This is a genomic window from Natrialba taiwanensis DSM 12281, from assembly GCF_000337595.1.
Classification (GTDB): Archaea; Halobacteriota; Halobacteria; order Halobacteriales; family Natrialbaceae; genus Natrialba; species Natrialba taiwanensis.
In genome coordinates, this window is the sequence record NZ_AOIL01000051.1 from 63,716 (window position 1) to 76,615 (window position 12,900).

Below are 12,900 nucleotides of genomic sequence, written 5' to 3' on the forward strand. Positions count from 1 at the left end.
GCTCGAACCCTCGACGGTATCCCGACGACGTTAATCGTCCGACGATACTGGGGTTTCACTCGCCGCGGGTGACTCCGCCTCTGCGAACGGGTACCACGACTGTTTTCCGTCGGTCATATAGGGGGCCTCGAAGTCGGTCTCCTCCGGCTCGCAGAACTCGACGAGTTGTTCCTCGGCCGTCGCGTCGACCCACTGGCGGAACGTCTGTCCCCGGACGGCTTCTGTCTGTGAGCCAGAGGTGCTTCGCGCCTCGCTGTCACCGTCCGCTCGAGACGCCGCCGGAGCCTCGCACTCGCGATGGGCAGCGTAGGCCTCGAGCAGGTTTCGGATCGCGCCGGGAGCCTCGTCGGCCGGCACGCGTTGACGCACCCAGTCGATGAAGGACGGATCTTCGCCGACACCGCCGCCGACGCCGATATCGAAGGCCTCGACCATCTCGCCGTTCTTCCGGGCGCGCATCCCCTGGAGTCCGATGTCGGCGGTCATCGCCTGTCCGCAGTCGGCGGTACAGCCGGAGTAGTGCATCTTGATTTTGCCGACATCGTCGGGCAGGTCGATGTTCTTGTTGAACCAGCGCAGCATCCGCGCCATCCGCCCCTTCGTCTCGGTCAGCGCGATCGAACAGAACTCGGTGCCGGTACAGGCCATCGCGCCGCGTTCGAACGGACTCGGCTCGGCGGGGTACTCCTCGAGCAGCGGTTCGGCGAGCAACCCCTCGAGTTCGTCGTCGGCCACGTCGACGATGACAGGATTCTGCCGGCGGGTGAGCCGTACCTCTCCGGAACCGTACTCGGCGGCGAGGTCGGCCAGTTCGATGGCGTCGTCGGCCGGCAGGCGACCGACGGGGACGCTCAAGCCGACGTAGTTGCGGCCGTCCTGCTGGTCGCCGACGCCGACGTGGTCGTGCTGGCCGTCTTCGACGGGGCGACCGGCGTTGTAGGTGTACTCCGTCCGGAAGTCCTCGCCCGCGGTGTGCATCTCGAAGTCGACGTACTCGTCCTGGAGCGTCTCGCGGATCTTCTCCATCCCCCAGTCCTCGGCGAAGAACCGTGCGCGGTTCTTCGAGCGGTTCTGGCGACCGCCGTACTCGTGGTAGAGTTCGACGAAGCCGCGGCCGACCGCGTAGGCGTTTTCGGGTCGGACGAACACGTCGAGCGGGGTCGCCGCGCGGGGCTGACGACCGCCGAGACCGCCGCCGATGCGGACGTTGAACCCGCGAACTACCTCGCCGGCGAGTTCTTTGGTCGCCGGCTCGAACCCGATATCGTTGATCGAATCCTGCGCGCAGCCGACCGTACACCCCGACACGCTAATGTTGAACTTTCGGGGCATGTTCGCGAGTTCGTCGTCGCCGCGCAGTTCCTCCTCGAAGCGCTCGAGGAGGGGCCCCGACTCGACGAACTCCTCGGCCTTGCCGTGGAGCGGACAGCCGGAGATGTTGCGCATCGTGTCCCCGCCCGAAGAGCGCGTGTGGACGCCCACCGACTCGAGCGTCTCCCAGATTTCGGGGACGTCTTCCAGATCGATCCAGTGCAACTGGACGGACTGGCGCGTCGTCAAGTCGAGCCAGCCGTTGCCGAACTCGGGATTCTCGACCGGGCCCGTCGCGTAGTCGCGGGCGACCTCGGCGATCGCGCGCAACTGGCCCGGTTCGAGGACGCCGCTCGCGTTGGTCAGGCGCATCATGAAGTACGATTCCTGGCCGTCGCGCTGGTGGAACAGCCCCCAGAACTTGAAGCGGGTGAACCACTCCTCGCGTTCGTCCTCGGGAATCGCCTCGAAGCCGCCGTTTGCGGCGAACTCGAGGATGTGCTCGCGAACCTCGTCGCCGTAGCATCCCTCCTTGATTCCCTCTTTCTTATGCGCCATCGCAAATCACCGCCGGAGGAATTGAACGATCGGTCCCGACGACACGGGATTTGTCACCAAACATATTTTGAGTCACGGTAGAACGACACGATAGTGAGGAATATAATGCTAATCGTTGACATACATCTGTTTTTCGCTCTGTTTAATCGAATAGCTCAGATGTTCAATCGAATATGGTCTGTATTAGGGTGTATATCCGAAGGAAATGGCCCACTCTTTTGGGATTGGGCAGCACTCACCGCTTGGCGAATACGCCTCGTCCGACGGAGAACGCGACACCTATCGACGGAAAGATCCGCTCACGAGAACGGTCGGTTCGGAAGCGACGGTGTCGACACGTCCCCTTCGAAAACCGGCCCGCAGTAACGGACGATCGCTATCGTGAACTCGGCGTCGCAACCGGCCTGTTCTCGCGAGTTCGCGCCGGTTCGAGTCGCACCGCACACTGCTTGAAGTGGGGTTCTTTCGAGCGCGGATCGACGACCGGCAGCGTGAGGTCATTGACCGCCGGGTGATGAATAGGAAGCCAGACGACGCCGTCGGGAATCGACTCGTCGGATTCGAATCTGACGCGGACCGATGCACGCCGTGAGACGACGTGGCAATCCTGAGAGGAGAGAGTCGCATCGGCTTCCGCCGATCCCCGTTCCTCGTCCTCGAGTTCAGTCGTGAACGCGAGCGCCGTCGCGGGACTGACGCGGGCGACGGGGGCGTCCGCGTCGGACGGACGGGTGCGAACGCCGGTGTTGTACGCGTCGGGCTGCCGGCCCGTCGTCAGCGTGAGCGGGAATTCCTCGTTGGGCGGTTCGGGCGCGGGAGCGGCCTGGCCAGCCGAAAACCGTGCACGCCCGGACGGCGTCGGGAACGACCACGATTCCGCGACACCGTCTCGGTCATCGTCCGGCAAATCGGATTCGTAGTACCGATAGCCACCCGCCGCATCCGACTCGGGCGCGGGCCAGCGGACCGCCACGTCTCGCTCGAGGCGCTCGTAACCGATCCCCGAGAGATCGGCGTCGGTTCCCGCAGTCAGCGTCGCGAGTTCGTCGAAGACCGTTTCGGGCGTCGGCGACTCGTCGAACAGGTCGGGCGCGAGTCGCGACGCGAGCGTGCCGATCAGGTCGAGATCGGATTTGACGCCGGCGGGCGTCTCCGTTGCGGCGCGGACGCGGGAGACGGTCCGTTCCATGTTCATCGTCGTCCCCTCGGACTCGCCCCAGGTCGCCGCCGGCAACACGACGTCCGCGAGTTCGACCGTCTCGCTGCGGAAGGCGTCCTGGACGACGAGGAACGTCTCTGCAAGCCGCTCGCGAACGCCCGTTGCGTCGGGCATCCCCGCGGCGGGGTTCGTCGCGACGGCGTAGACGGCCGACACATCCTCGCCGATCGCATCGGCGATGCCGACCGGTCCCGGCCCGGGGTCGTCCGGGAGCCGCGAGAGTGGAACGTCCCAGGCGTCGGCGACGAACTCGCGGTGTTCGGGCGCGTCGAACGGCCGGTGGCCGGGCCAGGTCCCCTTCGACGAGCACACGCGCGTCCCCATCGAGTTCGCCTGGCCGGTGAGCGAGAACGGGCCCGAACCGGGCCGGAGATTCCCGGTCGCGAGACAGCAATCGATCAGCGCGCCCGCCGTCGCGGTGCCGTTGACGCTCTGGTTGACGCCCATCCCCCAGTAGACGAGCGTCGACGCGTCGAACGCCGCCGCAAGTCGATCCACGTCGGCCGTCGAGACGCCCGCGCGCTCGGCGGCTGCGGACGCATCGGGAAGGCGCTCGCGGAGCTCCTCGAATCCCGCCGTCGCCCTCGCGATGAACTCGTCGTCGAGGCGATCGGTTTCAACGAGTCGCGCGAGAACCGCGCGAGCGAGGGCGAGATCGCCGCCGGGGTCGGGTGCGACGTGGCAGTCGGCACCGTCGGTCGTCTCGCTTGCGACCGGGTCGACGACGAGCAGTTCGGAGTCGTCCTCGGCGGCCGATTGCTGAATCCAACGAAACAGAACCGGGTGCGCAACGGCGGGGTTTGCACCCCAGATGAGGTGTGTCCGTGCCGCCGGGATGTCGTCGTACGTCGGCGGCGGCGCGTCGCTGCCGAAGGCGTCGTAGTAGGCGGTGACGGCCGAGGCCATACACAGGGTCGTGTTGGCGTCGTAGTACCGGGTTCCGAAGCCGCCGCGGGCGAGTTTTCCGAGCGCGTAGGCGGCTTCGTTGGTCTGTTGGCCGCTGCCGAGGACCGCGACGCTGGTGGCGTCGTTTTCGAGCGCCCGTCCGAGTCCGACCGTCGCGCGCTCGAGGGCGGTCTCCCAGGTGGTCGGCACGAGTTCACCGTCGCGGCGGACGAGCGGGCGGGTGAGCCACTCGCCGTCGGGATCGGCAGTCTCGCGGATGCCGCGCTGGCAGGCGAGGCCACGGTTGACCGGATGAGCCGGATCGCCGCGGACGATATCGAGTCCGTAGCCCTGTTCGACCGGTTGCTGGACGTGTCCACAGCCGACGGCACAGCGCATACAGGTGGTTGGAACCGGGTCGGTCACGCCGCCCACCTCGCGGGGCGACGAGGCGTTCGTCCGCGTCCTAAAGGAGGAGACGCGGAGCACCCCATTTGGTTCACAATCTCGCACATAGATACGAGAAGAGAGTACAGACACAACACCTAAACGGTATTCGTTTACAAATGGTTAGTTTTAGAGCTATAGGAGGCGCATCCATCGATATAGAAACGGATACCGAGAATATAAGGAGTGAAACCGGGCGAAGGCTGCCGATGACTGTCCGAACGGGCACCAGCGGGCGATGCGCTGGCGAGAAAAGCGGAGAAAGCCGTCGCGTAGACGCGACTAAACGTCGACTGAAAGACGGAAAACGGGAGGACGGACCGGTCTCACTCGGTTCCGACCCACTTCAGGATGAACAGCGTTCCCTCGAACAGGAGGATCATCGTGATCCCGACGATAATGGGTGCCATCCCGGTCGGGTCGAACGTGAACATGAACGCCAGTCCGAAGAAGGCCGCCCAGAAGTACAGCCGCTTACTGACGAGCCAGCGACGGGTCGTCACACCCATCATAATCGCGAGCATTATAAACAGCGGAATCTGGAAGACGACGGCGAGAAAGCCGATCAGCGTGATGATCAGGTCGAAGGTATCGCCGAGCGCATAGGCAATCTCTGCACTGCCTTCCGCGTAGAACGTGAAGTACTCGAAGAGCACCGGCAACACCAGCACGTAGGAGAACAACATCCCGACGCCGGCAAGAACCACGCTCGTCGGGACAGCCGCGAGGTAGTACTTGCGCTCGTGTGGATACAGCCCCGGTTTCATGAAGCGATAACACTGGTAGACGAACATCGGCAGCGCCACCATGATCCCGAGCAGCGTCGAGACCTTGATTCGTGTCAACCACAGTTCGAGCGGCTGGTAGATATGGGGTAAGGGAACCTCCTCTGCCGCGTACGGGAACACGTTGTACCAGATGTGCTCGATTGCCCACGAGGCACCCAGTAGCCCGATCGCCGTCCCCGCAGAACCGAAGAGCAAGACCACGGCAAACCGAAGCACCATCTCCTCGATGTGGTCCGCAAGCGGCATTTCCTCGTCGTCCGGGGGCGTCGAAATTCCACCGACATCGTCGTCCGGATCGGGGTACTCGGGGCTTCCCGTCCCCGGTCCGGTCCCCGAGTCGTGACCACCGCCGACGACTCCCTCACCGTCGGTTTCAACCGGTGGATTGGCATCGGTCCCGGTCGACGCCTCGGGTGAACTCGAAGGCGACGCTTCCGATGGCGAGTGCTCCTCGTCGGACCCGCCGTCTTCACGTGGTTCGTCGGGGTCCACACCGTTCCCCGTCTCCGCCGACTCGTCCGGCATCTATCGGGATATAGATAGGCGGGCGGTTATAGGCCTTTTTCTTGTGCGCACTGGGTCACGGTACCGATCGACGCGTTCGTCCGCACCGGTCGCCGTCGAATGTGGTGAACGAGCACGATGCGCGGTAGGAGACTCGAAAGGTTGATAACTGGATGTCAGTTACCCATGGTAGTAAATGAGTTCTGCCGTTGACGAGGATACCGCCCGTGCGATCAATACCGGGCGCGAAACTCTTGGTGCGATGCTCTCGAGCGTGCAGACACACCTTCAGAAGGTGTTTATCGTCTTCGTTATCGGCTTTATCGGCTCGTTCTACGCGTTGCGCGTCTTCATCTGGGACTTTCTCAAACAGACTGCAAAGGCAGAAATGTCGCCGTACATCGCCGATTCGACGGAGCTTATTACGCGGACTCCGTTCGAGGTTATTCTCTTGCAGGCCAAGATCGGGATGCTCGTCGGTATTGTCGTGGCGGTTCCCGCGTTACTGTACTTCTCGAGGAATAAGTTGCGCAAACGCGGCTACGACACCATCGTGCCCATCTCTCGGAGCTATATCGCGAGCTTCGTCCTGACCGCGATCACGTTGTTCTGCCTCGGGGTCGTCTACGCCTATGCGGTGTTCTTCCCGTATACGTTCGACTTTCTCGCCGGAAACGCCGTCAGCGCCCACGTCAAACCGAGCTTCGGGATCACCGAGTTCACCGAGTTCATCGCACTGTTGACGCTCTCGTTCGGGCTGGCGGCCCAGTTGCCGCTGTTTATGGGTGTCCTCTCGTACACCGAGATCGTCCCCTACGAGACGTTCCGGGACAAGTGGCGACACGCGATCGTCGGGATCACCGTCTTCGGCGCACTGTTCTCGCCGCCGGACCCGTTCACGCAGATCATGTGGGCGACGCCGATGGTCGGGCTCTACATCATCAGCCTCAGTCTCGCAAAGGTAGTTGCAAACATCCGCCGGCGCGGTGCGGCCGAGAGCGACGGGACCGGGACCGATCATATGAAACGAGTCGTCCTCCGATTCGTCGGCGTTCTGGCTGTTGTCGCCATCGGAACCGGCGCGTTCGTTAATCAGGGTGGATTCGACTACCTCGGGGAGGCGGTCTACCCCAGCCTGCCGGCGTGGCTTCAACCCGGTCCCGAGGGCCCGTTCGGACTCGGATCGCTCGCTGCCGAGCACGGACTCCTCGGTGACGCCGCTGTTGGGCTTACCATCGCTGCAGGCGTCGGCGTGCTTATCCTGTTCGCCTATACGATCAAAGTGCTCCAGGCTCCGATCTACCCGCGGGAGGGAGCCATTCGAACGGCCGAATCGCCCGACGATGTCGACTTCGAGATGCTCACCGCCGAGGACGTGGAGGAAGTGCCAGCGTCCGTCTTCCTCCAGATGAAAGAGGAACAGGCGCTCGAGGTTTCTCGACAGGCGATGTACGACGACAACCGGGAGAAAGCCCAGGCGATCTTGAACCGGTTCGACTCGCTGCAAGACCAACAGGCCGAGGACGGCACAACCGGTGACGGCGAGAGTGCAGCACTCACTCAGACCGATGCCGGTGGCGCTGCCGAGGAGGAGGAGGAAGGTGGCTTCCTGACGAGTACGGCCGCCGGAATGCTCGATCCCTTCACCGAGGAAGAGACGACCGAGGACGACATCGGTGGCTACGCCTACGACATCGCCTTCATCCTCAACAGTCTCACCTCGAAGATGTTCCGCATCGTCGGTATGTTTATGCTCGTCATGGGCGGGACCTTCTTCTGGCTCTACCAGGGTGGGATCGGCCAGGTTCTCACGACGTTCCTCCATCGCGTTCCCGAACCGATCCTCCACGAGGTGGCCGTCCGTAACGGGGTCGACCCCGCCGGGATGACACTCCAGGAACTCATCACGGAGATGGACATCGTCATCGCGCTCCATCCCGTCGAAGTGCTCATCTTCGAGGTCAAAGTGAGTGTCATCGCGGGGATCATCGCCGTGCTCCCGCTGGTGCTGTACTACGGCTGGCCTGCGATGAAAGAGCGCGGGCTGGTCCGAGGTGACCGCCGTATCTTCGTCGTCTGGGGTGGCTCGCTGTTGGGTGGGTTCGCGTTCGGAACGTACCTCGGCTTCTTCTGGATCGCACCGGCGGTCATCTCCTATCTCGTCTCCGACGCGATCACCAACGGAATGGTCGTCTCCTACCGGATTAGTAGCTTCTTCTGGATGGTCATCTTCACGACCCTCGGCATCGGCTTCCTGTTCAACATCATCGTCACGATGGCGCTGTTCCACGTTGGCGGCATCATCAACTACCGGACGATGCTCCGGCGCTGGCGACCGGCCGTCGTCGGCATCTTCACCGTCGCGGCGATCGCCAGTCCGAAGGGTGTCCTCACCATGTTGATGGTCGCCATTCCGATCGCCCTGACCTACATGCTCGGCCTCGGCGTCCTGTATCTCCTCACCGGCGGCGGGCGGCTATTTGGCGGCAGCGGTGGCGGCGGTAGTGGCGAACAAAACGACGCAGACGCTGCCGGTACCGCTGGCACTACTGAGGCCGACACCGGCACCGATACCGGCTCCGGACCCCAACCCGACCCAACCACGTAGCGAACTCGTCCGACGGCTTAAGATGGGAGGCATGCGAACGCGTCCCTACGATGCCAAAGATCAGCGTCGAAATCCCGCAGGAACTACTCGAGGACTTAGACGACCACGTCGGCGACGACGGCAAGTTCGTCAACCGGAGCGATGCGATCCGTGCCTCGATCCGAAAAACGCTCGACATTCTCGACGAAATCGACGACCGACACGATCGACTCGACTCCGACGAATAAGTCCGTATTCACCCGGAAACACGACCGAACAGCAACAGATCGTTACACCACGGACCGTTCAGTCTCGATCGATCCGTTGTGCGAAGCCGAAATTCGGCTTCACGTCCTCGACTCGAACCGTCACAACATCTCCCGTCTCCGCCGCCGGAACGAACAACCTGTAGCCATCGACCGATGCAATACCGTCACCCTCGTTCCCGACATCGGTGATCTCGACCTCGAGTTCATCGCCCGGCCGCACCGATGCGGTGAGTCGCCCCTTTCCGATAAAGTAGAGTTCGGAGGATTCGTCCCGTGAGGCCTTCGGACTCGTAGCGCGAACGTACTGGAACTCCTCCTCGACGTCCGCTCTGAACTCGTCGACGTCGGGGCCTTCGAAGATTTTCACGACGAAGTCGCCGTCGGTGTCGAGGAGTTCGAGTGCGGTTTCGAAGGCCTGGCGCGCGAGGTGGAGCGAGCGAGCCTGATCGAGCGAGTACTCGCCGGACATGTTGGGGGCCATGTCGGACAGCACAGCGTCGACCTCGCCGCCCGCGGCGTCGATGACCCGGTCGCGCGTTCGTTCCTCGGTCATGTCCCCGCGGATGGTTTCGATGGTGTCGTGGCCCTCGATGTCTTTGATGCGCTGAAGGTCGACGCCGATCACCTGCCCGTCGGGGCCGACGGCTTCGGCGGCGACTTCGAGCCACCCGCCGGGCGCGGCACCGAGGTCGACGACGGTATCGCCGCGCGAGAGGACGTTTTCGAGTTCGTCGAGCTGCTTGAGCTTGTAGGCGGCTCGGCTTCGGTAGCCTTCCTGCTTTGCCTTGTTGTAGTAGTGGTCCTTTCGTGCCATGCTCGGATAGTCAGTTGGCTGTGGTACACGGCGAAGACGGATAGGTGTCGCGAAGAGGAGTCACGCGTTGTGCGCGTGAAGTCATGACGCTGTCTATCGGGACTTGCGGAGGCGTCCGGACGAGGCGCGTTATCGGGACTCCGGGTCGCCGTCTGCTGCGTCGGTATCGTCATCGTCAGCTGCGTGCTCGGTGTTCGGATCTGCATCCTCGGTGCGCTCTCGTTCCGCGAGATCGGCCTCCTCGTCGACGCCCGAACCGTCCCCGACCTCGGAGTCGATCCGCTCCGGATCGATGGCCGCGTCGTCCCGTCGGCGTTCGTCGATGTTTCCGGGGGCGAGTTCAGCGTCCGAGCGCTCATCGAGCTCCATCTCGGGCTCGACTTCGGCGTCCGTGCGTTGGCCGACATCCTCGTCCGGGTCGAGTTCAGCGTCCGTGTCGCGGCCGGTCAGTTCGGAGGGATCGACCTCGAGCCCGCGGCCGGCTTCTTCCTCGATCGCGTCCATTTCGTCGGCGGCGGTGTCAGCGGACGATTCCGTCTCGTCCAGTTGCTCGTCCGGGTCGACGCGAGGTTCATCCTCGAGATCGTCGTAGAACTCGTCATCGCGCATCGGCTCCGAGCGGTCGCGTGCCGTCGATCCGGGACCTTCTTCGGTCCCGTCGACGCCGGTTTCGGATTCGGTGTTGATTCCCGAGACCGGTTCGCCAGGGGTGTAGTCCGTATCGCGCTGGTCTGACCGATGCTCGGTGTCTACTTTCCCGCCCTCCTGCTGCTCGTCGCTCGTGAGACTTTCCTCGGGAAACGCCGTCTCGAGTCGAATCGCCTCGTCGGTGATCTCGGTGACGGCGTCGTCGGTGAGCGGCACGGTCTCCTCGGATTTGTTGCCCCAGTTGAGCGTCGCTTTAATCGAATCGGTGACGCCAGGGTTCGGGTCGACGTACGCGGTTTCCGATTCGACGGAGTCCACGACGCCGAGGGGCTCGCCGTCCGCACTTTCGACCGTCTTGCCGGCATCGTCGGCGGTGAATGTGGGACTCACACTCGGGGGTAGTGCCGGCGGCGGGAAGCAACTCGTGCCTGCACACCACGGCAGAAAGAATCGGGGAAGCGCAGACCGTGGACCGGGGACGACAGACGACGCCGCGAGTGGCGTGGTGGAATCAATCGTAAAGGGTGCCTTTTTATGCCAACCGTTCGTACCCCGACGCATATGTTCAAGGCCATCGTGAGCGCGGAAACGCTCACCAGCGCGCTCGATTCGATCAGCGTGCTGGTCGACGAGTGTAAGATCCACCTGGAGGAAGACGGACTCGAAATTCGAGCCGTCGACCCCGCCAACGTCGGGATGGTCGACCTCTCGCTCGACGCGGCTGCCTTCGAATCCTACGAAGCCGACGGCGGGCTGATCGGCGTCGACCTCTCCCGACTCGAGGACATCGCAGGGATGGCCGAATCCGGCCAGCTCATCCAGTTCGAACTCGACGAGGAGACCCGCAAGCTCCACATCCAGATCGACGGGCTCGAGTACACGCTCGCGCTCATCGACCCCGACAGCATCCGACAGGAGCCGGACATTCCGGATCTGGACCTGCCCGCCGAGGTCGTCCTCGAGGGCAAGGATGTCAACCGCTCGGTTACCGCTGCGGACATGGTCTCGGACCACATCGCACTCGGCGTCGACGAAGGCGACGACGCGTTCTACGTCAATGCGGAAGGTGACACCGACGACGTTCACCTCGAACTCACCCAGGAAGATCTGATCGATCTGCAGGCCGGTCCCGCTCGCTCGCTTTTCAGTCTGGACTACCTGAAGGACATGAACAAGGCGATCCCCTCGAACACCGAGGTCACGCTCCACCTCGGGGAGGAGTTCCCCGTGAAGATTTACTTCGGGTTTGCGGAGGGTCAGGGACAGGTCACGTACATGCTCGCGCCACGGATTCAAAGCGACTGAATCTGCCCCAGACTGCCGAACTGCAACGGATTCACGCCGATCGGTCGTGTGGTGGGAATACAACGCCTTTCTTTCCTCGACTGCAATCTCGCCGGTTTTGGCGAAACGTGTTAGGTATCGAACACTCTCTCGAGTGGGAAATAAAGCCTGCACAGCGACAGGACAGTCATTACGTGGCCACTACTGGAGGACCGGAGTATGCCCTCCAACGATGACACGCCAGATAGCGCGATCGCTGCAGATACCGATATCGCGGATGAACCGCACAGACACGCCAGTTCGTCGCTGGACGATCTCGACTATACAACCACGTTCGATCCAACTGCCGACTGTGCAAGCGAAATGGTGATTATCACCGTCGCCGCCCTCACCGACTCGACGCCGGTCGATCTTCCGGCACTCGCACGCGTTATCGACCCCGATGCACTCGATGCACTGCTCGATCGCGCGGCACGGGACGACGACCATGGCGTCCAAGAACTCTGGTTCACGTACGCTGGCTTCGATATCGGGCTCCGAAGTGATGGCAAACTCAGAATAACGCTGGCGACTTCGTCGACGAATACAACGACGGCTTAGGTATCGGTGCTGGCCTGAGCGCGGGTCCGTGATCGATTCCGAGTTCCAGTTCCGGTCTCCTGTTCGCCGAGAAACGACACCAGCGCGTCAGAGACGGCGTCAGCCCGTTCGATACACGCCAGGTGTGAGCCGCCCTCGATCAGTTCGAGTCGGGCATCGGGAATCGCCTCCTCGAGCAGCCGCGCGTTCGACGACGGAACCACCGCGTCGTCGGTCCCGTGGATCACCAGCGTCGGGACGCGAACGCGATCGAGTTCAGCGCTGGCGTCGAACGCGAGGGCCGCCCCGAGTTGGGCTTCGATCGCCGGTTCGGTCGCGTCTTGCTCGCGTCGCCACTCGATGATTCGGTCCATCAGGTGCGGGTTCCGGTTGGTGAACGACCCGCTGAAGACGGGGCGCATCCGGTGACGGAGCGTTTCCCGTTCGTTCGCGCCCGAGGGCGTTTCGAGCAGCCGACCGGGGATATCCGCGGGAATCGCCATCGCGTCCGGACCGCCGTGGGTCGTCGCACACAGCGTCAGCGACGCCGCGCGGTCGTAGGCGATCGCGTACTGCTGGGCGACCATCCCGCCGAGACCGATTCCGACGAGATGCGCGCTTCGAACCCCGGCATCGTCGAGAACCGCCTCAAGATCGGCTGCCAGTCCATCGACCGAGTAGCCGGCCGGCTTTCGAAGGAGCGGCGACCGAATGCGACCCGGAAGTCGCGGAACGAGCGGTGGAAGTCCGGCATCTGAGCGGCCGGTTCCCCGCATGTCCGGCGCGATCACGGGCGCGCCGAACTCGCGGGCGACGGCCTCGCGCTGCCAACGCCACAGCCACCGCCCGTAGCCGATGTCCTGCAGAAAGACGATCGGGGTTTCGCTCGCGTGGCTCTCGTCGGTCGGCTCGCGCTCGTCGCGGTCGTCGAACTCGTAGTAGATCGACACGCCGTCCCGCATCGCCCGTGGCATGCTCGACACAACGTTCCGGCCCCTCTTGAAATC

10 protein-coding genes are annotated in these 12,900 nt (G+C 63.3%); 4 read left to right on the plus strand and 6 right to left on the minus strand.

Translation table 11 applies throughout. The features are described 5' to 3' along the window. Positions 1–30: 30 nt before the first annotated feature. From C484_RS15180 to tatC, 3 genes are all read right to left on the minus strand, one after another. Entirely contained in the window at positions 31–1,869 is a 1,839-nt protein-coding gene (locus tag C484_RS15180; RefSeq protein WP_006826788.1) for a nitrite/sulfite reductase, read from the minus strand. A gap of 376 nt (positions 1,870–2,245) precedes the next feature. After that, positions 2,246–4,372, minus strand: coding sequence for an assimilatory nitrate reductase NasA (gene nasA, locus C484_RS15185; protein WP_049915510.1), 2,127 nt, complete (start codon positions 4,370–4,372; stop codon positions 2,246–2,248). A gap of 374 nt (positions 4,373–4,746) precedes the next feature. Then, entirely contained in the window at positions 4,747–5,733 is a 987-nt protein-coding gene (gene tatC, locus C484_RS15190; RefSeq protein ID WP_006826790.1) for a twin-arginine translocase subunit TatC, read from the minus strand. 175 nt (positions 5,734–5,908) lie between these two features. Between tatC and C484_RS15195 the strand changes: the two genes are divergently transcribed. Both C484_RS15195 and C484_RS15200 read left to right on the plus strand, forming a co-directional pair. Continuing rightward, complete coding sequence (locus C484_RS15195) at positions 5,909–8,320, plus strand: twin-arginine translocase subunit TatC (protein WP_006826791.1); 2,412 nt, start codon at positions 5,909–5,911, stop codon at positions 8,318–8,320. A gap of 50 nt (positions 8,321–8,370) precedes the next feature. Next, on the plus strand, positions 8,371–8,547 hold the full coding sequence (locus tag C484_RS15200; RefSeq protein WP_006110673.1) for a ribbon-helix-helix domain-containing protein: 177 nt from the start codon (positions 8,371–8,373) through the stop codon (positions 8,545–8,547). Positions 8,548–8,605: 58 nt separating this feature from the next. On the opposite strand, the gene C484_RS15205 is transcribed toward C484_RS15200, so the two are convergent. Both C484_RS15205 and C484_RS15210 read right to left on the minus strand, forming a co-directional pair. Next, the gene (locus C484_RS15205; protein WP_006826792.1) at positions 8,606–9,382 is read right to left on the minus strand and encodes a 23S rRNA (uridine(2552)-2'-O)-methyltransferase; all 777 of its coding nucleotides are present in this window, start codon (positions 9,380–9,382) and stop codon (positions 8,606–8,608) included. A 129-nt stretch (positions 9,383–9,511) separates the two neighbouring features. Continuing rightward, complete coding sequence (locus tag C484_RS15210; protein ID WP_006826793.1) at positions 9,512–10,420, minus strand: hypothetical protein; 909 nt, start codon at positions 10,418–10,420, stop codon at positions 9,512–9,514. Between the two features lie 171 nt (positions 10,421–10,591). On the opposite strand from C484_RS15210, the gene C484_RS15215 reads away from it, so the two are divergent. Together C484_RS15215 and C484_RS15220 are read left to right on the plus strand one after the other, a co-directional pair. Next, on the plus strand, positions 10,592–11,335 hold the full coding sequence (locus C484_RS15215) for a DNA polymerase sliding clamp (RefSeq protein WP_006665106.1): 744 nt from the start codon (positions 10,592–10,594) through the stop codon (positions 11,333–11,335). Positions 11,336–11,533: 198 nt separating this feature from the next. Continuing rightward, complete coding sequence (locus tag C484_RS15220) at positions 11,534–11,914, plus strand: HalOD1 output domain-containing protein (RefSeq protein WP_006826794.1); 381 nt, start codon at positions 11,534–11,536, stop codon at positions 11,912–11,914. Here C484_RS15220 and C484_RS15225 read toward each other — a convergent pair. Continuing rightward, positions 11,911–12,867, minus strand: coding sequence for an alpha/beta fold hydrolase (locus C484_RS15225; RefSeq protein ID WP_049915511.1), 957 nt, complete (start codon positions 12,865–12,867; stop codon positions 11,911–11,913). The genes C484_RS15220 and C484_RS15225 overlap by 4 nt on opposite strands. Positions 12,868–12,900: the final 33 nt, after the last annotated feature.

Bases quoted from the DNA above. Each gene is read 5' to 3' on its own strand.
- C484_RS15180 (WP_006826788.1), bottom strand. From the start codon at position 1,869: ATGGCGCATAAGAAAGAGGGAATCAAGGAGGGATGCTACGGCGACGAG.
- nasA (WP_049915510.1), bottom strand. From the start codon at position 4,372: ATGCGCTGTGCCGTCGGCTGTGGACACGTCCAGCAACCGGTCGAACAG.
- tatC (WP_006826790.1), bottom strand. From the start codon at position 5,733: ATGCCGGACGAGTCGGCGGAGACGGGGAACGGTGTGGACCCCGACGAA.
- C484_RS15195 (WP_006826791.1), top strand. From the start codon at position 5,909: ATGAGTTCTGCCGTTGACGAGGATACCGCCCGTGCGATCAATACCGGG.
- C484_RS15200 (WP_006110673.1), top strand. From the start codon at position 8,371: ATGCCAAAGATCAGCGTCGAAATCCCGCAGGAACTACTCGAGGACTTA.
- C484_RS15205 (WP_006826792.1), bottom strand. From the start codon at position 9,382: ATGGCACGAAAGGACCACTACTACAACAAGGCAAAGCAGGAAGGCTAC.
- C484_RS15215 (WP_006665106.1), top strand. From the start codon at position 10,592: ATGTTCAAGGCCATCGTGAGCGCGGAAACGCTCACCAGCGCGCTCGAT.
- C484_RS15220 (WP_006826794.1), top strand. From the start codon at position 11,534: ATGCCCTCCAACGATGACACGCCAGATAGCGCGATCGCTGCAGATACC.
- C484_RS15225 (WP_049915511.1), bottom strand. From the start codon at position 12,867: ATGCCACGGGCGATGCGGGACGGCGTGTCGATCTACTACGAGTTCGAC.